Annotated in this window: 20 protein-coding genes; 3 read left to right on the top strand and 17 right to left on the bottom strand. The window is 58.0% G+C overall.

The annotated features are described in order from the left end of the window. From DEO48_RS19630 to pdxB, 9 genes are all read right to left on the bottom strand, one after another. Nucleotides 1-788: amidophosphoribosyltransferase (locus DEO48_RS19630; protein ID WP_181367033.1), on the bottom strand; the 788-nt coding region annotated here is incomplete at its 3' end. A gap of 33 nt (nt 789-821) precedes the next feature. Beyond that, nucleotides 822-1,310 carry a colicin V production protein gene (gene cvpA / locus DEO48_RS19625; RefSeq protein WP_000262116.1) on the bottom strand — a complete coding sequence of 163 codons (489 nt, stop codon included), beginning with the start codon at nt 1,308-1,310 and terminating at the stop codon, nt 822-824. Nucleotides 1,311-1,564: 254 nt separating this feature from the next. Further along, nucleotides 1,565-2,257 carry a cell division protein DedD gene (gene dedD, locus DEO48_RS19620; protein WP_109846068.1) on the bottom strand — a complete coding sequence of 231 codons (693 nt, stop codon included), beginning with the start codon at nt 2,255-2,257 and terminating at the stop codon, nt 1,565-1,567. Then, a complete protein-coding gene (gene folC / locus DEO48_RS19615) occupies nt 2,247-3,515 on the bottom strand; it encodes a bifunctional tetrahydrofolate synthase/dihydrofolate synthase (RefSeq protein ID WP_109846067.1) in 1,269 nt (422 codons plus the stop codon). The genes dedD and folC overlap by 11 nt, the downstream gene beginning before the upstream one ends. A gap of 70 nt (nt 3,516-3,585) precedes the next feature. Continuing rightward, the gene (gene accD / locus DEO48_RS19610) at nt 3,586-4,491 is read right to left on the bottom strand and encodes an acetyl-CoA carboxylase, carboxyltransferase subunit beta (RefSeq protein ID WP_023312564.1); all 906 of its coding nucleotides are present in this window, start codon (nt 4,489-4,491) and stop codon (nt 3,586-3,588) included. 154 nt (nt 4,492-4,645) lie between these two features. Then, nucleotides 4,646-5,305 carry a DedA family protein gene (locus DEO48_RS19605; protein WP_039263236.1) on the bottom strand — a complete coding sequence of 220 codons (660 nt, stop codon included), beginning with the start codon at nt 5,303-5,305 and terminating at the stop codon, nt 4,646-4,648. A 28-nt stretch (nt 5,306-5,333) separates the two neighbouring features. After that, nucleotides 5,334-6,146, bottom strand: coding sequence for a tRNA pseudouridine(38-40) synthase TruA (gene truA / locus DEO48_RS19600; protein WP_023312566.1), 813 nt, complete (start codon nt 6,144-6,146; stop codon nt 5,334-5,336). After that, on the bottom strand, nt 6,146-7,159 hold the full coding sequence (locus tag DEO48_RS19595) for an aspartate-semialdehyde dehydrogenase (RefSeq protein WP_032659209.1): 1,014 nt from the start codon (nt 7,157-7,159) through the stop codon (nt 6,146-6,148). The genes truA and DEO48_RS19595 overlap by 1 nt, the downstream gene beginning before the upstream one ends. A 67-nt stretch (nt 7,160-7,226) precedes the next feature. Then, nucleotides 7,227-8,363: a 4-phosphoerythronate dehydrogenase PdxB gene (gene pdxB, locus DEO48_RS19590; RefSeq protein ID WP_109846066.1), complete on the bottom strand. Its 1,137-nt coding sequence runs from the start codon at nt 8,361-8,363 to the stop codon at nt 7,227-7,229. Between the two features lie 113 nt (nt 8,364-8,476). Between pdxB and flk the strand changes: the two genes are divergently transcribed. Then, complete coding sequence (flk, locus tag DEO48_RS19585; protein ID WP_109846065.1) at nt 8,477-9,481, top strand: flagella biosynthesis regulator Flk; 1,005 nt, start codon at nt 8,477-8,479, stop codon at nt 9,479-9,481. A 90-nt stretch (nt 9,482-9,571) separates the two neighbouring features. Here flk and DEO48_RS19580 read toward each other — a convergent pair whose 3' ends face one another. Beyond that, nucleotides 9,572-10,750: an MFS transporter gene (locus tag DEO48_RS19580; RefSeq protein ID WP_048975410.1), complete on the bottom strand. Its 1,179-nt coding sequence runs from the start codon at nt 10,748-10,750 to the stop codon at nt 9,572-9,574. A gap of 208 nt (nt 10,751-10,958) precedes the next feature. Then, complete coding sequence (gene fabB, locus DEO48_RS19575) at nt 10,959-12,176, bottom strand: beta-ketoacyl-ACP synthase I (protein ID WP_047652586.1); 1,218 nt, start codon at nt 12,174-12,176, stop codon at nt 10,959-10,961. A gap of 158 nt (nt 12,177-12,334) precedes the next feature. On the opposite strand from fabB, the gene mnmC reads away from it, so the two are divergent. Then, complete coding sequence (gene mnmC / locus DEO48_RS19570) at nt 12,335-14,332, top strand: bifunctional tRNA (5-methylaminomethyl-2-thiouridine)(34)-methyltransferase MnmD/FAD-dependent 5-carboxymethylaminomethyl-2-thiouridine(34) oxidoreductase MnmC (RefSeq protein ID WP_109846064.1); 1,998 nt, start codon at nt 12,335-12,337, stop codon at nt 14,330-14,332. 97 nt (nt 14,333-14,429) lie between these two features. Here the strand turns inward: mnmC and DEO48_RS19565 are convergent, their stop codons facing one another. Genes DEO48_RS19565 through prmB form a run of 6 tightly spaced genes read right to left on the bottom strand, consistent with a single transcriptional unit; the run spans nt 14,430 to nt 18,978 of the window. Further along, on the bottom strand, nt 14,430-14,705 hold the full coding sequence (locus DEO48_RS19565) for a YfcL family protein (protein WP_032659220.1): 276 nt from the start codon (nt 14,703-14,705) through the stop codon (nt 14,430-14,432). A gap of 13 nt (nt 14,706-14,718) precedes the next feature. Beyond that, the gene (locus tag DEO48_RS19560) at nt 14,719-15,264 is read right to left on the bottom strand and encodes an elongation factor P hydroxylase (RefSeq protein WP_109846063.1); all 546 of its coding nucleotides are present in this window, start codon (nt 15,262-15,264) and stop codon (nt 14,719-14,721) included. Further along, on the bottom strand, nt 15,264-16,073 hold the full coding sequence (locus DEO48_RS19555; RefSeq protein WP_045354340.1) for a sulfite exporter TauE/SafE family protein: 810 nt from the start codon (nt 16,071-16,073) through the stop codon (nt 15,264-15,266). Before DEO48_RS19555 ends, DEO48_RS19560 begins: the two co-directional genes overlap by 1 nt. Continuing rightward, nucleotides 16,073-16,897: a penicillin-insensitive murein endopeptidase gene (gene mepA, locus DEO48_RS19550; protein WP_023312576.1), complete on the bottom strand. Its 825-nt coding sequence runs from the start codon at nt 16,895-16,897 to the stop codon at nt 16,073-16,075. Before mepA ends, DEO48_RS19555 begins: the two co-directional genes overlap by 1 nt. Before the next feature lie 2 nt (nt 16,898-16,899). Continuing rightward, entirely contained in the window at nt 16,900-17,985 is a 1,086-nt protein-coding gene (aroC, locus tag DEO48_RS19545) for a chorismate synthase (RefSeq protein WP_045354342.1), read from the bottom strand. A gap of 60 nt (nt 17,986-18,045) precedes the next feature. Continuing rightward, nucleotides 18,046-18,978, bottom strand: coding sequence for a 50S ribosomal protein L3 N(5)-glutamine methyltransferase (gene prmB / locus DEO48_RS19540; RefSeq protein WP_008502612.1), 933 nt, complete (start codon nt 18,976-18,978; stop codon nt 18,046-18,048). A gap of 145 nt (nt 18,979-19,123) precedes the next feature. On the opposite strand from prmB, the gene smrB reads away from it, so the two are divergent. Further along, nucleotides 19,124-19,627, top strand: a 504-nt coding sequence (smrB, locus tag DEO48_RS19535) for an endonuclease SmrB (protein WP_109846062.1), incomplete at its 3' end; no start/stop codon positions are given.

Genomic DNA, 19,627 nt, shown 5'->3' with positions numbered 1-19,627 from the left:
GGGCGGGCGAAGTAAACGTATTCAAACAGGCACGGGTTGCTGACCGGGTTATCGGCACACTGGCGGGTAAACAGCTGGCCCTTCTCGGTGATATAGACCGCTTCGCCCGGCGCAACGTCACGCAGGAACTCAAAGCCCAGGGTATCCAGCGCCACGCTCTCAGAGGCAACCATATATTCGGTACGGCCATCGCCAAGGTCGCGCTTGCCGAGCACCAGGGGACGAATGCCGTTTGGATCGCGGAAGGCAACCATGCCGTGACCAATGATCATCGCCACGCAGGCGTACGCGCCGCGGATCTGGCGGTTGGTCGCGGCAATCGCAGCAAAGATGTTGTCTGCTTCCAGCGGGTAATGACGGAAGTTATCCAGCTCGCTGGCGAACACATTGAGCAGGATTTCAGAATCAGAGGTGGTGTTAATGTGGCGACGTTTCTCTTCGAACAGCTTTTTACGCAGCTCATGCGCGTTGGTCAGGTTGCCGTTATGAGCAAGGGTGATGCCATACGGTGAGTTGACGTAGAAAGGCTGTGCCTCGGAGGCGCTGGAACTGCCAGCAGTAGGATAACGAACGTGACCGATCCCCATATTACCTTGCAGACGCTGCATATGGCGGGCTTCAAACACATCGTTTACCAGGCCATTCGCCTTGCGTAAACGGAAGCAGTTGTTTGCATCAATGGTGATGATACCCGCAGCATCCTGCCCACGGTGCTGAAGCACCGTTAACGCGTCATAAATCGACTGGTTTACCGGCATGAAACCGGCGATACCGACAATACCGCACATTCGTCTTTTCCTCGTTAAGCCACATCTCAGGGTTTATGCCCTGGGCAAAAAACTCGACGAGCTTTGCAGATAGTCAAAGAACCATCTGATGATGAAGCTGAATTCTGGAATGAGCTGCGATTTCTGCCAGTCTTCGCTTTTGGAGAACCCGGTGAAGGTATCCAGGAAGAACAGGATCGCGGCCACAATCAGCACGCCTCGTAACGCCCCGAAACAGATCCCGAGCACCCTGTCCGTTCCTGACAGACCGGTTTTCTCGACCAGCTGACCTATCACGTAATTCACGATAGCGCCGACAATCAGCGTTGCGATAAACAGCACCGCGATGGCAATTCCGTTTCGGACCAGTTCATCTTCAAAGCCCGTGAACCAGACAGACAGGTAAGTGTAGTAATGACTGGCAACAAAGAAAGCACAACCCCAGGTTACCAGCGATAACGCTTCACGAACAAAGCCACGGATCAGGCTAACCAGACAGGAAAAACCAATCACCGCAATGATGGCGTAATCAATCCAGACCATATGTGTCCCACGATTTAACGCCCTGTCATCCAGTTCGGGGCGAATTCTAACAGAAAAAGAAAACGTTTGCGTAGGGATTTCCTTCCCGCGCGTAAATAAAAAAGGCGCTGAAAAAATGTTCAACGCCGTTGGCTCATTACGTCTCTTTGGACGTCTGCCATTCCCCCTCACCCCAGCCCTCTCCCTCAAGGGAGAGGGAGCAAACCATCCCCTCGCCCCTCTGGGGAGAGGGTTAGGGTGAGGGGTAGATCTTATCAGTTCGCGCTGTAGCCCATCACCACACCGCTCAGGCCGGAGATCTGCTTCAGCTCACCGAGCGAACCTTTAAGCTTATCTTTGGACGCTTCTGGCCCCACGAGAATGCGGGTAATTTTACCCTGCACCGGCGTGGAAGGTGAAGTGTAAACACGATATCCCGCACTGCGCAGTTTGCTCACGACCTCGTTGACCTTATCGGCATTTTTCAGCGCGCCGAGCTGCACAACGTACGCTTTTCCGGTCGGTGTCGCGTCTTGTTTTGCCGGCGGCGGGGTTTCTGACGCGGCAGCCAGCTGCTCTGCGGCTTTATCCCGCTGCGGTTTCGGCTGCGGCTGCGGCTTCTCAACCGGCTTCGGTTTTTCAACAGGTTTAGGCTGCTCTACCGGCACCGGATCGATATCGCTGCTGCTCGCTGCCGCCAGGCGTGACGGATCGAGCGACGGTGCGGCGGCATCGCCTGCACGCACCTCTTCCGCCGCACCTTCCGGCGGCTGGGCAGGCAGCGCCTGCGTCGCCGCAGGCAGCATATCCGGCTCATCGCGGTCACCCGGTTTCGGCACCAGCGGAATAGCGGCAAACTCGTCCTGATAATGCTTTTTCTGCCCGTCGAGCAGACCCGGGAGAATAATCACCCCGAGCGCGACCAGCACAATGGTTCCTGTTAAACGGTTCTGAAACTTACTCGCCACCGGTTCTCCCCGCGTCCATCACTTCCATGACATGTGCCACCGTGTGGAATGAACCACACACCAGCACGGTATCTTCTGGTTTAGCATCCGCCATCGCGGCATGCCAGGCCTGAGCCACGCTACTATAGATTGCGCCTTTGCCGAGATGTTCCATCAGCTGCTCAGCCGTCGCGCCGCGCGGCCCCTCCAGAGGAGCACAATACCAGCTATCGACCACAGTCTCCATGCAGGCCAGCGTCCCGCCGATATCTTTATCATGAAGCATACCGATAACCGCCAGCACGCGCCCGGTTTTTGGTAACGATTTGAGACGTCCCGCGAGATACGCCGCCGCATGCGGGTTATGCGCCACGTCCAGAATCAGGCGCGGTGACTCGCTGACAATCTGGAAACGCCCGGGCAGAATTGCGCTCTGAATACCGTCGCGGATCGCCCGCTCGCTGACCACGAGGCCGCTGGCGCGCAGTGCCGCCAGCGCGGTTGCCGCGTTCGGCTGCGGCACCTGCGGCAGCGGCAGGTTGTCCAGCGCGCCCTGCCCATCGCTGAAGCGCCAGCCGTTATCCTGAACCTCATACTGCCAGTCAACACCGCGGCGCAGCAGACGCGCGCCCTTCTCGTTTGCCACGTCAGCAATGGTGTACGGCATGTCCGGCTCGCCGACCACGGCGGGTTTATTCGCCCGGAAAATACCTGCCTTCTCGCGGCCAATGCTTTCACGATCCGGTCCCAGCCAGTCGATATGGTCCAGCGCGATGCTGGTGACCACCGCCACGTCCGCATCCACCATATTGGTCGCATCAAGACGTCCGCCGAGGCCGACCTCAAGGATCACGACATCCAGCTGCGCCTGTTTGAACAGCCACAGCGCCGACAGGGTGCCGTATTCAAAATAGGTTAATGAGATCTCACCGCGTGCGGCTTCAATTTCCGCGAACGACGCCGTATGCGCCGATTCCGGCAGCTCGCTGTTCTGCACGCGAACGCGCTCGGTGTAGCGGACCAGGTGTGGAGAGCTGTACACGCCAACTTTGTAACCCGCGGCCATCAGGACAGATTCCAGCGTGCGGCAGGTCGTGCCTTTACCGTTGGTACCCGCGACGGTGAACACGAAAGGTGCCGGTTTGAGCACATCAAGACGCGCGGCGACCTGGCTTACGCGCTCAAGCCCCATATCGATGGTTTTACTGTGCAGGTTTTCCAGATAAGAAAGCCACGCGGCCAGGGGCGACGTGGCTTGGGGAATGCTTTTATTTTCCATAATGCCCGGTTGTCATTAACAGATTAGAAAGCAAAAGGGCAGCGCCAACCGGCCCTGCCCTTTTCAGTTATCAGGCCTCGGGTTCCTGATCCGGTACCACCACGCCTTCGCGCGGCTCATCCGGGTTCGGCGCTGGCAGATTCATCAGCTTCGCCAGGATACTCGCCAGCTTCAGGCGCATTTCCGGACGGCGGACGATCATATCGATAGCGCCTTTCTCAATGAGGAACTCACTGCGCTGGAAGCCCGGCGGCAGTTTTTCACGAACGGTTTGCTCGATAACGCGAGGACCGGCAAAGCCGATCAGCGCTTTTGGCTCAGCGATGTTCAGATCGCCCAGCATCGCGAAGCTCGCGGAGACGCCGCCCATGGTTGGGTCGGTCAGCACGGAGATGTACGGCAGACCGCGCTCCTGCATCTTCGCCAGCGCAGCAGAGGTTTTCGCCATCTGCATCAGCGACATCAGCGCTTCCTGCATACGCGCACCGCCGGAGGCAGAGAAGCAGATCAGCGGACAGTTGTCTTCCAGCGCCTGCTCAACGGCACGCACGAAGCGCGCACCGACCACGGAGCCCATCGAGCCGCCCATAAAGGAGAACTCAAACGCAGCGGCAACAGCCGGCATCCCATGCAGGGTGCCTTTCATAACGACCAGCGCGTCTTTCTCGCCGGTCTCTTTCTGTGCAGAGGCCAGACGATCTTTGTATTTTTTGGAATCGCGGAACTTCAGCACGTCTTTTGGCTCAAGTTCGCTACCCAGCTCTACCAGAGAGCCTTCGTCCAGCAGGCTATGCAGGCGGTTGCGCGCCGACATACGCATATGGTGGTCGCACTTTGGACACACCTCAAGGTTGCGCTCCAGCTCTGCGCGATACAGAACCTGACCGCAGCTATCACACTTCGTCCATACCCCTTCAGGAATGCTCGCTTTGCGCGTTGGGGTAATGTTGCTTTTAATTCGTTCAATCCAGCTCATTGATAACCTTTCTGCCTGAACCTGGTCGTATGCCAGTTTTGCTATAAGAGGCGAATAATGCCATTTTTGCCTCCAACAGACCATGAATGTTGCACATTAAAACATAACAGCCCGAAACTTTGGATAAAAAAGTGGTCGAACCGCCAGCGTGCATTTACTTAGCTTGTTTTGCCGCCGCACGTTTGTGACGAATGATTTCGATAACGCCAGGCAGTACGGAAAGCACAATAATCGCTACAATCAGTAACTTAAGGTTTTCCTGCACCACCGGGAGATCGCCAAACAGATAGCCTGCGTAGGTAAACAGCAGTACCCACAGCAGCGCGCCAACCACGTTGTATGCCGCAAAATGACGATAGGACATATGCCCCATTCCCGCCACAAACGGTGCAAATGTACGCACAATAGGCACAAAACGCGCAAGGATAATGGTTTTCCCGCCATGGCGTTCATAAAACGCATGGGTTTTGTCTAAATAGCTGCGACGGAAAATTTTCGAATCAGGATTGCTGAAAAGCCGCTCACCGAACACCCGTCCAATCGTATAGTTGACCGCATCACCGACAATCGCGGCAATCACCATCAGCACAACCATAAGATGCACGTTCAGATCGTTAGTGGGCAACGCCGAGAGCGCCCCGGCAACGAACAGCAGTGAATCCCCTGGCAGGAATGGGGTAACGACCAGTCCGGTTTCACAAAACAGAATGAGGAACAGAATGGCGTAAACCCAGACGCCATACTGCGCGACCAGCTCTGCCAGGTGAACATCAATATGCAGAATGAAATCAATCAGAAAACGTATTACGTCCATATTGTCTAAGCCCTAATTGCACCTTTGTTTAGTCCGCTAAAAATAGCGGGCCCATTGGCGGTTTCGGCAGGTCAAATCGATCCGGATAGTCTACTGAGACCAGATACAATCCTTCCGCTTTCGCCGTGGCTGCCGCAAGCGTTCTGTCCTTCGCTGCCAGCAGGTCTGCAATCCAGCTCTCCGGCTGGTGTCCGGCACCCACTTCCATCAGGCTGCCTACAATATTCCGAACCATATGATGTACAAAGGCATTGGCTTTGATATCCACCACCACATACGCGCCAAAGCGGCTGACGTTTATGTGCATGACGTTGCGCCACGGCGTGCGGGACTGACACTGCACCGCACGAAACGACGTAAAGTCATTTTCACCAATCAAACACTGCGCCGCGCGATGCATACGTTCTGCATCAAGCGGTTCATAAAAATGCGTGACGCCCTGGCTTAACACTGCAGGACGCAGGCGCTGGTTGTAGATGACATAACGGTAGCGACGCGCCGTGGCGCTAAAGCGCGCATGAAAATCATCCGGCACAGCTTTTACCCAACGCACCGCAATGTCACCAGGCAAATTCGCATTTACACCCAGCGTCCAGGCGGCATCCTTACGCACGGCGGTGGTTTCAAAGTGAACCACCTGCCCCGTACCGTGAACACCCGCGTCCGTACGGCCCGCGCACAGGACGTTAATCGGCTCGTTTGCCACCTGAGAGAGCGCTTTTTCCAGCTTCTCCTGGACACTGCGCACCTCGTTCTGACGCTGCCAGCCATAATATTTACTGCCATCGTACTCAATTCCGAGGGCAATTCTATGGACCGGCTTTTGTTCCACGTCTGACATCAGTACAGATACTCCTGCACCAGTTTTTCAGCGATTTTGACCGCCATCAGCGCGCCGCCGAAGCGAACGTTATCAGCAACGGACCAGAACTGAACCTGCTCCGGCATGCCGTAATCGTTACGCACGCAGCCAACGGAAAGATGCGCGCTACCGGTGGCATCGCCAACCTGGGTCGGGAACTCGCTCTCTTCAGAGAGCACGATGTCTTCACCGCGGCCAAACGCGTCGCGCGCCTCTTCTGCCGCCAGCGGACGGAGGGCTTCAAAGCCGACCATCTGCGCATGGCCGTAGAAGACCGGGGACTGCACGACGTTCGCGGAGATCATCAGGCCATCGTCCTGCAGAATTTTGCGCACTTCATCGACGATACGACGCTCTTCGCGCACGGAGCCCTCGCGGTCCGGCAGCAGCGGCAGCATGTTGAACGCCAGCTGGCGGCCAAAGAAATCATCTTCGTCAATCGGGATACCGTTCAGCAGCTTCGCGCTCTGCCCGGCCAGCGCGTCAACGGCCTTTTTGCCGTTCGCGGACGCGGACAGCAGGCTGGTGACGGAAATGCGCGACAGGCCGCCGTCGTCGATCAGCGGTTTCAGCGCGGTCAGCAGCTGGCTGGTGAGGCTGTTCGGAACCGCAATAACGTTACGGTTGCGGTAGTCAGCCAGCACAAACGGGTTCACGTCCGGCACCACCAGCGGCACATCCGGCTCCATTGAGAACAGACCGCTCAGGTCGATCACCAGGCAGCCAGCGTTGGTCGCCTCTTCAACGTACGCAGCCGTCGCTTCAGCGCCCGCGGCGAAAAACGCCAGCTGCGCCTGCGTCCAGTCGAACGCGGCCGCGTCCTGAACCATGACGGATTTACCGTTAAAACGCAGATGCTCACCTGCGCTGTCGGTACGGGCCAGCGCATAGATATCGCCCACCGGGAACTGACGCTCAGCAAGGGTTTCGAGCAGGGCTTCGCCCACGGCACCCGTGGCACCTAAAATGGCAATGTTCCAGCCTTCAGACATGGTGGTTTACTCCAGAAATAAAAAAGCGTCCCTGTCGGAGTATCCGACAGGGAGCATTAAGAAGACATTAATGCGCCGGGTGATGAACGGCGTTAAATCCCAGCTTATGCAGCAGCGTCGCCGCCGACGCGTCGTCGCACATTACATACAGGGAAGACCACTCGCGGCGCTCAACGTAGTTCTTGCGCAGCTTATCAAACTCACCCGGGATCCCCGCCACTTTACGCAGCAGCGCATCATCGCGGCGCACATCATACACCAAATGCACCAGCCTTTTCAGCGTTGCCTGATCGAGCGGGCCGTGCAGGGTAATGCGGCCAAATTCAGGCGCGGGGAGTAAGGTATCCAGCGCTACCTGCTGCGGATGGCCAATAAAGGCGCTGTAGGCTTCGAAGACCTGCGTGGTACCGCGTGCTTTGCCTTCCAGGGTATAACCGGCGATGTGCGCCGTGCCCACATCCACCTTGTTAAGCAGCTCAACGCTGAGATCCGGCTCCGGCTCCCAGACGTCCAGCACCACGCTGAGGTCTTGACCTTCGTTCAGGCATGTCAGCAGCGCGGCGTTATCGACGACCGGACCACGACAGGCATTTATCAGAATAGTGCCAGCCTTCAGACGACGGATCAGCGCCTCGTCAGCAAGATGCAGCGACTTATACGGCCCCTCTTTAAACAGCGGCGTGTGGAAAGTCAGCACGTCACACTGTTCAACCAGCTCATCCAGCGAGCGGAAATCCCCGTCATCGCCGTTGTCTTTACGCGGCGGATCGCACAGCAGCGTGCGGATCCCTAACGCTTCAAGGCGCTTTTGCAGGCGCCCGCCGACGTTACCCACCCCGACAATCCCCACGGTGCGGTCCTTAAGCGCAAACCCGTCGCGCTCGGCCAGCATCAGCAGGGAGGAGAAGACGTATTCCACAACGGCGATGGCGTTACAGCCCGGCGCGGCGGAAAAACCGATTCCGGCCTGCTTCAGCCATTTATCATCCACATGATCGGTCCCTGCCGTTGCGGTTCCGACAAACTTAATCGCTTTACCGGCGAGCAACGCCTCATTTACTTTAGTCACCGAGCGCACCATCAGCGCGTCTGCGTCATCCAGTTCGTTGACCGGGATCGGGCGACCAGGGACAGCCTTAACGTTACCCAGGCGGCTAAACAGCTCACGGGCGTAAGGCATATTTTCATCAACGAGGATTTTCACGTCTGAGTACCTGTTTGAGAGGAAGAAAACCTGCCAAGTGTGCCATAATCTGGCCGCCAGGCATATATGTATGCCTGGTTTACGCTGAGTTTTGACTTTAAGGATTTTTGACGATGCAGCCCATTTCAGGTACGCCGCCACGCCCTCCGGGTGAAGGCCCCGTCACGCCAAACGTTGCCGGTGAACAACCGCTATCCACGCAACAGCGCACCGTGCTGGAGCGACTGATCACGCGCCTGATTGCGCTGACTTCACAGCAAAACGCGGAAGTCTGGGCCGGGGTAAAGCATGATTTAGGCGTGAGGAACGACGCACCGCTGCAGTCGCGCCATTTCCCTGCGGCCGAGCAAAACCTGAACCAGCGTATTAATACCGCGCAGCAGAACCACACCACGCGCCAGATTATCGCTCAGCTGACCGAGCTGCTGGGCCAGGGCAATAACCGGCAGGCGGTGAGCGATTTTATTCGCCAGCAGTATGGTCAGACCGCACTGGGCCAGCTGACGCCCGATCAGCTCAAAACCGTGCTGACCCTGCTGCAGAACAACGAGCTGTCTATCCCGCAGCCTCAGGTGCGCCCGGCAACCGAGCGTCCGCTGCTGCCAGCCGAGCACAACACGCTCAAGCAGATGGTGACGAAGCTGGCTGCGGCCACCGGCGAACCGACGAAGCTTATCTGGCAATCCATGCTGGAGTTGTCCGGCGTGAAGGCGGGTGAGTTAATCCCGGCCAAACAGTTTACTCATCTGGTGACCTGGCTCCAGGCGCGTCAGACGCTCAGCACCCAGAATGCCCCTACCCTGCATACCGTCCAGGCGTCACTGAAACAGCCGCTTGAGCCGCACGAGTTTGAAGTCATTCGTGATTACGCCCAGCAAAACTGGCAGGCCACGCCGCAAACGGTACTGACCACCGCGCAGGTGCAGGATCTGCTCAATCAAATCTTCGTTCGCCGCGCCGAGCGCGAAGGCGGTGTGCCCGAGGTGAGAAACATTCAGCCGATCTACAGCCCGCTGTTTGCGCCAGTCGTGGAGACGTTCAGAACGCTCTCTGCGCGTCCGGGATTGATGTTTATTGCGCTACTGATTGCGCTGGCGATTTTCTGGCTGGTTGCCTGAGGTTTTGCCCGGTGGCGCTGCGCTTACCGGGCCTACAACGGCTCGAACCGCAGGCCGGGTAAGGCACTGCCGCCACCCGGCAACAACGGCTTAAGTCCTGCGAAACGCCACCAGCGTCACCACGATCCCCACCACTGCGGAAACCGCACCGGCCAGAAAGACGGACGGATAACCAAACGAGGTGGCTAACACCCCGGCCAGCGGCCCGGTTACCCCGTATGAGATATCCTGAAACGCCGCGTAGCCGCCCAGCGCCGTGCCGCGCACCTGCGGGGCCACGCGCTTCACCACTTCAACACCGAGCGCCGGGAAGATCAGTGAACAGCCGCAGCCGGTCAGCGCCGCGCCAAGCAGCGCAACGGATGCCACGGGTGCATTCCACAGCAGCAGCAGACCGATGGTCTCAATCACCAGCGACGCGACCGCGACCTTCACGCCGCCGAAGCGATCCGGCATCCAGCCGAAGAAGACGCGCATTAGCACAAACGCGCCGCCAAACGCGGTGAGCGTAAAACCGGCCATCGCCCAGCCGCGGCTCATAAAATAGAGCGAGACGAAGGTACCAATCACCGCAAAACCCACGCCCTGCAGCGCCAGGCCAAGACCCGGCTGCCAGATTTGGCCGACCACGCTCCACAGGGAAGGACGCTCGCCTTTGTGCGCGGGCACCTTACGCACCGAGCCGTTAAACGCCCACGCCAGCAGGGGTAAAGCCATGGTGGTGGCAGCCAGCGCCGCAAACCCAAACTGGCTATTGATCAGCAGCCCAAGCGGTGCGCCTGCGGCCAGCGCGCCATAGATGGCCATACCGTTCCAGGACATCACCTTGCCGGAGCGTGCGGGCCCCACCAGCCCCATTCCCCAGGTCAGGGTGCCGGTCAGCAGCTGGCTTTCACCAAAGCCAAGGATTAAACGGCCCAGCACCAGCAGCGCAAACTTATACGCGGCATCTACCGGCAGGAGAGCAGCCAGCAGCCATGCGCCGCCCGCGAGCCCACAGGCAAACATCCCCTGTAACGCCGAGCGTTTTGCACCGTGCTGATCCGCCAGCCGTCCGGCATATCCGCGGGTTAATACCGTGGCTAAAAACTGAATGCCCACGGCGATGCCGACCATGGTGTTGCCATAGCCCAGTTCCTGATGAACGAACAGCGGGATCACCGGCAGCGGCAGGCCAACGGTCATATAGGTCAGAAATACCGCAAAAGCGATACGGAACAGCGAGACGTTCGCTGAAGGGGTTGTTTCTGTTTGAGTTACTGCAGTCATGCTTTACTCCGAAATGAAGAGTAAGGCGGGGAAATGCCACGCCCCCTCTACCTGATAATCAGGATTAAGGTGCGTTGGTTGACGTTAAACGCTTACGCATTATCGTGAGGATAATGTTGAGGGGTGAAGTTTGCCTGTGAGATCAGCCGCTTGTCAATGCATAAAAAAAGGGAGCCTTATGGCTCCCTTCCGGATTCAAACGTAAAACTTATGCTTTCAGCTTACGCATTACCAGCGTGGCGTTGGTGCCACCGAAGCCGAAGCTGTTTGACATGACGGTAGTCAGCGTCGCGTCCGTTGGTTTGGTCACGATGTTCAGGCCTGCAGCCTGCTCGTCCATCTCATCAATGTTGATGCTTGGCGCGATAAAGCCGTTTTCCAGCATCAGCAGAGAGTAGATCGCTTCCTGCACGCCAGCCGCACCCAGAGAGTGACCGGTCATGGCTTTGGTCGCGGAGATTGCCGGGCTGTTGTCGCCGAAGACTTCACGGATCGCACCCAGCTCTTTCACGTCGCCTACCGGAGTAGAGGTACCGTGGGAGTTCAGGTAGTCGATTGGGGTGTCAACGCCGTGCATCGCCATCTTCATGCAGCGCACCGCGCCTTCGCCGGATGGCGCAACCATGTCGGCACCGTCAGACGTTGCACCGTAGCCCACGATTTCAGCGTAGATGTGCGCGCCACGTGCCAGGGCATGCTCCAGCTCTTCAACCACAACCATACCGCCGCCGCCCGCGATAACGAAACCGTCACGGTGCGCATCATAGGTACGGGAGGCTTTATCCGGGGTTTCATTGTATTTGGTGGACAGTGCGCCCATCGCGTCGAATTCACAGGCCATTTCCCAGCCCAGCTCTTCGCCGCCGCCAGCAAATACGATGTCCTGTTTACCCAGCTGGATCTGCTCAACAGCATTACCGATGCAGTGCGCGGAGGTCGCACACGCGGAGCTGATGGAGTAGTTCACACCGTGGATTTTGAATGGGGTCGCCAGGCACGCGGAAACCGCAGAACCCATGGCTTTGGTTACCACGTACGGACCTACTGCTTTCAGACCACGCGGGCTTCGCATTGCGTCAGCGCCGAATACCTGCGCTTTTGATGAGCCGCCGGAACCGGCGATCAGACCCACGCGCGGGTTGTTCTGATAAACCTCTTCGCTCAGGCCGGAATCTTTGATCGCTTCCTGCATGGAGAGATAAGCATAAATAGAGGCATCGTTCATGAAACGAACCACTTTGCGGTCAATCAAACCGGTGGTGTCCAGTTTGACGTTACCCCATACGTGGCTACGCATACCTGAATCTTTAAACTCTTCAGAGAAAGTGATCCCGGAGCGTCCTTCACGCAGAGATGCCAGGACTTCCTGCTGGTTATTACCGATGCTGGAAACAATGCCCAGGCCAGTAATCACTGCACGTTTCATTCAATACCTCTGTAAGTCGCACTATAGTAAGTTTCGAGTCGCACAATAGCGTACACTTGTACGCCGAACAAGTCCGATCAGACATTTTCTGCGGAAATTTGCACCGATGGACTCACATCGTTAAGATCGTGCCACTGCCTGTCAGACGAGTAACTTACGTGAAACAAAACGCTATACAACCCGCCAACCTGGAATTCAACGCTGAGGGTACACCTGTTTCCCGAGATTTTGATGACGTCTATTTTTCTAATGATAACGGACTCGAAGAAACTCGCTATGTTTTCCTCGACGGAAACCAGCTCAGCACCCGCTTCCCGGAGCATCCGCGGAGCCTGTTCGTTGTAGCGGAAAGCGGATTCGGCACCGGGCTCAATTTTCTGACCCTCTGGCAGGCGTTTGACCAGTTTCACGCTGCCCACCCTGAGGCTACGCTACAAAGATTACATTTCATCAGTTTCGAAAAATTCCCGCTCACCGCGCACGATCTGCGGCTCGCTCATCAGCGCTGGCCAGAGCTTGCAGCCTGGGCGGAGCAGCTTCAGGCGCAGTGGCCGCCCCACATCGGCGGCTGCCACCGTCTGATTCTGGACGGCGGACGCGTGACGCTGGATTTATGGCTTGGCGACATCAATGACCTGACCGATACGCTCGATGATTCGATGAATCAGACGGTGGACGCCTGGTTCCTTGACGGCTTTGCCCCCGCCAAAAACCCGGACATGTGGAGCCAGCATCTGTTTAGCGCGATGGCGCGGCTGGCGCGCCCGGGCGCAACGCTTGCCACCTTCACCTCGGCTGGCTTTGTCCGCCGCGGACTGCAGGAGGCGGGCTTTACCATGCAGAAAACCAAAGGTTTTGGCCGCAAGCGCGACATGCTGGTCGGCAGTATGGAGCAGACGCTGGATATTCCCGCACAGGCACCCTGGTTTGCGCGCCGCGCCAGCGCATCCCGTGAAGTGGCGATAGTCGGCGGGGGGATCGCCAGCGCCCTGCTGTCTCTCGCGCTTCTCCACCGCGGCTGGCAGGTCACGCTCTACTGTGCTGACGACGCGCCAGCAAGCGGCGCGTCCGGCAACCGCCAGGGGGCGCTCTATCCGCTTTTAAGCGCGCACGACCCGGCCCTGTTCCGTTTTTTCCCGGCGGCATTTACCTTCGCTCGTCGCCTGTACGATGCCCTGCCGGTGGCGTTTGACCATGACTGGTGCGGCGTGACGCAGCTCGGCTGGGATGAAAAGAGCCAGCAAAAAATCACGCAGATGCTGTCGCTGGGTCTGCCTGACGAGATTGCCCGTGCGGTAAGTGCGCAAGAGGTGGCAGAGACCGCTGGCGTGGAAACCGAGTGTGGGGGCATTCAGTATCCCCTCGGCGGCTGGCTGTGCCCGGCTGAACTGACCGCGGCGGTCATTGCCCTGGCGCAGTCGCGCGGGCTGACGGCGCATTATGCTCACAAGGTTGAATCGTTGAGCCGGACAGAACGCTGGAATCTGCGTTTTGCCGATGGCAAAGAGGCGAGCCATGCCAGCGTTGTGCTGGCAAACGGGCATAACATCAGCCAGTTTATCCAGACAGAGTCATTGCCGGTTTATCCGGTCGGCGGCCAGGTAAGCCATATTCCTTCCGCGCCTGAACTGAGCAAACTGCGTCAGGTGCTGTGCTATGACGGCTATCTGACGCCGCAAAATCCGTCTAACGGCCACCACTGCATCGGGGCCAGCTATCATCGTGGCGAAACGGATATGCGCTACAGCGAAGCGGATCAGGCCCAGAACCGCCAGCGCCTGATTGACTGCTTCCCGGATGCGGCGTGGGCGAAAGAGGTTGACGTCAGCGAGAGTGACGCGCGCTGCGGCGTGCGCTGTGCCACCCGCGATCATCTGCCGATGGCGGGAAATGTGCCAGACTACGACGCGACGCTTGAGGCCTATCAGGATCTGGCTGATAACCGGGATAACGCGGTAAGCGCGCCGGTTTATCCGGAGCTGTTTATGCTGGGTGGATTAGGATCTCGCGGGCTCTGTTCCGCACCGCTGCTGGCAGAAGTGTTAGCCGCGCAAATGAGCGGCGAGCCGATTCCGCTGGACAGGGTTACGCTTGCGGGGCTGAATCCGAATCGATTGTGGGTACGGAAACTGCTGAAGGGGAAGAAGGTTAAGTAGGGTGCGGTCTGGTGCCCTCACCCTAACCCTCTCCCACAGGGAGAGGGGATATTCACAGGCCCGGTAAGCGCAGCGCCACCGGGCGAAATACGATGACTTAGCGTTTCGCCTGCTGGAACAAAGTGTCCCACATGCCTAACACCAGAGACTGATCGCGCGGCGAGAGCTCTCCGGCCTGAATGGCTTTCTCCAGACTGCGGGCCACTTCGGCGTGAACGGCGTCGGCAGAGTGATCGTCCCCCGCTTCTAGCTCGGCTACCGCGAGCGTCAGGTGACCACGCAGATAACCGCTGGCGAACAGCTCATCATCACTGGCGTGTTCCACCATGTCATCAATTAACGCCAGAATGCGTGATTCAAATTCTGCGATCATCTTCTTTCCTCTGTTAAAGATCTTCCGGCCAAGGGAAGCATTCCGCCGTGATAACCGGCGTGTGGTAATAATTCTGTAAGGCCTCGATCAGGCGTGCCGGACGTTCGGGGATGCCTTTCTCAAGATATTCCATCACCTGCGCGTGAACGCGGCGCTGGAAGACAATACGGTCTGGCTCGAAGTCGCCTTCGAGGTTGTCACAGCTGACGTTGAACGGGAAACCCGCCGCGACGCAGAATAGCCATTCCAGCGCCTGCGGCTTCACTTCCACATCTTCAAACTGGCCCTGAGTGGCGGCATCACGTCCGTCCGGGCAGTACCAGTAACCGAAGTCCACAAGCTCGCGCCGCGCTTTACCCGCAATGCACCAGTGCGAAATCTCGTGCAAGCCGCTGGCGTAAAAGCCGTGGGCAAAGACGATGCGGTTATACGGAATCTCTGCATCAGCAGGAAGATAGATCGGTTCGTCGTCGCCTTTAATCAGACGGGTATTAAAATCGTCAGCAAAACAGCCGTCGAAAATCTTAATCAGCTGTTCGTATTTATGCGTACTGTTCATTAGTGCATCCCCAACCAGGTGAGGATCTCCTGTCCATGGCTGTCATAAAGAAGTTTGGCGCTCATTACGGCCGAGACGATGACGATCATCGGGCGAATAAGTTTTTGTCCTTTGCTCAACACCAGACGCGAGCCCGCGCGCGCGCCCAGGAACTGCCCTGCCATCATCACAAACCCGGTGGCCCAGATAACCTTGCCGCCGATGATAAACAGCAGCAGGCCGCCGACGTTTGAGGTCGCGTTGAGCACTTTGGCATGGGCGGTGGATTTGGCGAGGTTAAACCCAGCCAGCGTCACGAACGCCAACGCATAAAATGAACCCGCCCCCGGGCCGAAGAAACCGTCGTAAAAACCCACGCTGCCCCCGGCAACCAGGGCAAACGGCAGGCCGTACAGGCGACGCTGGCGGTCTTCTTCACCGAGCTTTGGCATCAGCAGGAAGTAAAGCCCGATGCAGATGACCAGAATCGGCAGGATCTGGCGCAAAATATCAGACTGCACGTGCTGAACCAGCAGCGCGCCCGATGTGGAGCCGATAAAGGTCATCAGGATATTGAGCTTCTGATCGGCCAGACTCACCACCTTACGGCGGATAAAATAGAGCGACGCCGAGAGCGAGCCGCCGCAGGCCTGCAGCTTGTTGGTGGCAAGCGCCTGCGCCGGGCTCATGCCCGCCGCCAGCAGAGCGGGCACGGTTAACAACCCGCCGCCGCCCGCGAGCGCGTCGATAAAACCGGCCAGCATGGCCACAAAGAACAGCACCACCAGCAGCAGCGGTGACACCATAAACAGATCGACGAAATTATCCATTAAAGTACATGCTCATCCAGTAGCGCCTGGCAGGAAGGCGGCAACGGAGGCGGTGTCTTCTTCTCAGGCTTAGAGGTTCCAGGTTTTGCCGGCTCAAACCAGCTTTGCAGTTCCGCACCGCAGCCATCGCCTGGCGGAGGTAGCGGCTGATCTTCACATTCCAGGCTATTCGCCGGGCAGCGCAGACGAACGTGCATGTGCGCACGATGCTGGAACCACGGGCGCACTTTGCGCAGCCAGTCGCGATCGGTTCCGGCATCCAGACAGAGCTGCTGCTTGATGGCCGGATTAACGAAAATCCGCGTGACGTCATTATCTTCTGCCGCCAGCTTGATCATGCTGGAAACATCCCGCGTCCACAGGGACGGCACAACGCGCTTACCGTCGCTCGCCACCAGATCCAGCGCCTGCGGTTTCAGCAGTTGGGCGGAGGTCCAGCGCGCTTTCGGCAGCTGCAGGAAGATATCGACATCCAGTCCGGTCTGGTGGCTGGCGTGTCCACCGTTAAAACGACCGCCGGCAGGCATCCCCATATCGCCAATCAGCATCGTGCCGAGCCCAAGGTTATGCACCTGGTTTCCTAGTCTCTGAATGAACAGCACCAGGTCAGGGTGGCCGAAGTAACGACGCTGGTCGGTACGCATCACCTGATAGGTATCCGATTGCAGCGGAAGTTCCTGCGCGCCCACGATACAGCCGTTTGAGAAAGCGCCGATCGACTGCGCGCTTCCCGCCACCGGGTGGGTGATTTTTTGCCATGGCGTCGCGGCCAGACTGGCTCCACTGGCAAGCAGCGCCAGCAGAGCAATTGCGGTTTTTTTCATGTTTACCAGCGTGGAATGGTGGTCGTCACATCCGCATTCTGCGCGCGCTGGCGCAGGAAGTGATCCATCAGCACGATCGCCAGCATCGCTTCTGCGATCGGCACCGCGCGGATCCCCACGCACGGATCGTGACGTCCTTTGGTGATCATCTCAACTTCTTCGCCATCGCGGTTAATCGTGTGGCCCGGCACGGTAATGCTGGAGGTTGGCTTCAGCGCGATGTTGGCAATAATCTGCTGCCCGCTGCTGATCCCACCCAGGATGCCGCCCGCGTGGTTGCTCTGGAAGCCCGCTTTCGTAATCTCATCGCGGTTTTGGCTGCCGCGAAGCTGAACCACGTCAAAGCCGTCGCCAATCTCTACGCCCTTCACCGCGTTGATGCTCATCAGCGCGTGGGCAATGTCGGCGTCGAGACGGTCAAATACCGGCTCGCCCCAGCCCGCCGGGACGCCGTCTGCCACCACGGTCACTTTCGCGCCAATGGAGTCGCCCTCTTTTTTCAGGCCACGCATCAGTTCATCCAGCGCCTCAAGCTTGTCGGCATCGGCGCAGAAGAACGGGTTTTGCTCGACCTGGTCCCAGTCCTTGATCGCCAGCGGAATGTCGCCCATCTGGGTCAGACAGCCGCGGATAACGATGCCAAATTTCTGCTGCAGGTATTTCTTAGCAATCGCCCCTGCCGCCACGCGCATCGCGGTTTCACGCGCGGAAGAACGTCCGCCGCCGCGATAGTCGCGGAAGCCGTACTTTTGTTCGTAGGTGTAGTCGGCGTGGCCCGGACGGAAGACGTCTTTGATGGCGCCGTAGTCCTGAGAGCGCTGATCGGTGTTTTCGATCAGCAGACCGATGCTGGTCCCGGTGGTGCGGCCTTCAAAGACGCCGGAGAGAATTTTGACCTGGTCCGGCTCGCGACGCTGCGTGGTGTAGCGAGAGGTGCCCGGGCGACGACGGTCGAGGTCGTGCTGTAAATCGGCTTCGGTCAGTTCGATGCCTGGCGGTACGCCATCAACGATACAGCCCAGCGCCAGCCCGTGTGACTCGCCAAAGGTGGTCACGCGGAATAACTGTCCAATACTGTTTCCTGCCATCACGGCTCCGATGTTGTTGTTTGTGTTTGAGCGTTGTGAAACGGGCCGAAGCCCGCTGGATTAATCTTTATAGATGCTGAAGTGTTCGCGCGCGTCGAGCAGCTGCGCTTTGGTCAGCATAAAGACGCCGTCACCGCCGTTGTCGAACTCAAGCCAGGTGAACGGCACATCCGGGTACTGCTCTATCAGATGTACCATGCTGTTGCCCACTTCACAAATCAGAACGCCGTCGTCGGTCAGGTAATCCGGCGCGCAGGCCAGAATGCGGCGCGTCAGCTTCAGGCCGTCAGAGCCTGACGCCAGACCGAGCTCCGGCTCGTGACGGTATTCGTTCGGCAGATCGGACATGTCTTCCGCATCGACGTACGGCGGGTTGGTAACGATCAGATCGTACTGCAGCGTCGGCAGATCGCGGAACAGGTCGGAGCGAATTGGCGTAACGTGATGGATGAGCCCATGCTCTTCGATGTTGTGCTCGGTCACGGCCAGCGCGTCGGTGGATATATCTACCGCGTCTACTTCCGCTTCCGGGAAGGCGTACGCGCAGGCAATCGCGATGCAGCCGCTGCCGGTACACATATCGAGAATGTGCTGCGGCTGATGGCCAATCAAGCCTTCAAAGTGGTTGTTAATCAGCTCGCCAATCGGCGAGCGCGGCACCAGTACGCGTTCATCGACATAGAACTCGTGGCCGCAGAACCAGGCTTTGTTGGTCAGGTAAGCGACCGGAATGCGCTCGTTCACGCGGCGGATCACACGCTCAACGATGCGGTGTTTTTCGCTGGAGGTCAGGCGCGCGGTGCGCATGTCTTCCGGAATATCCAGCGGCAGGTAGAGAGACGGCAGCACCAGCTGCACGGCTTCATCCCACGGGTTATCGGTACCGTGACCGTACCAGATATTGGCGGCGCTGAAGCGGCTAACCGACCAGCGCAACATGTCCTGTATGGTATGCAGCTCGTTTACTGCTTCATCGACAAATATTTTATCCACTCTTTCCTCCAGGGCATGCTCGCATAATTTTCGGCGGCTAGTTTGCCATGAAGACGGCGATAAATCAGCAATGACACGTCGCGCTTGAGGTTAAAAAATGCGTTTAGTCGGGTACACTGTCGGAAATACGAGATGAGAATGACGAATGAAAAAGAAAACATCGCTTAGCGAGGAGGATCAGGCGCTCTTCCGTCAGCTGATGACAGGGACGCGTAAAATCACGCAGGACACCATCGTCCATCGCCCGCTGCGTAAAAAAATCAGCGAAGTACCGGTCAAGCGTCTTCTGCAGGAGCAGGCGGATAACAGCCACTATTTTTCAGATGAATTTCAGCCGCTGCTCAACACGCAAGGGGCTGTGAAGTACGTACGCGAAGACGTCAGCCATTTTGAACTGAAAAAATTACGCCGCGGAGATTATTCGCCGGAGCTGTTTCTCGATCTGCACGGCTTAACGCAGATGCAGGCGAAACAGGAGCTGGGGGCATTGATCGCCGCCTGTCGCCGTGAACATGTTTTTTGCGCCTGCGTGATGCACGGCCACGGTAAACATATCCTTAAACAACAGACGCCGCTGTGGCTGGCTCAGCACCCACACGTAATGGCTTTTCATCAGGCACCGAAAGAGTACGGCGGAGATGCCGCGTTG

The sequence above is a fragment of the Enterobacter sp. CGMCC 5087 genome, from assembly GCF_003144775.1.
In the GTDB taxonomy this organism is placed as follows: domain Bacteria; phylum Pseudomonadota; class Gammaproteobacteria; order Enterobacterales; family Enterobacteriaceae; genus Enterobacter; species Enterobacter cloacae_M.
The sequence above is the reverse complement of the archived record's forward strand: the minus strand, read 5'-3'. Positions and strand labels throughout refer to the sequence as shown.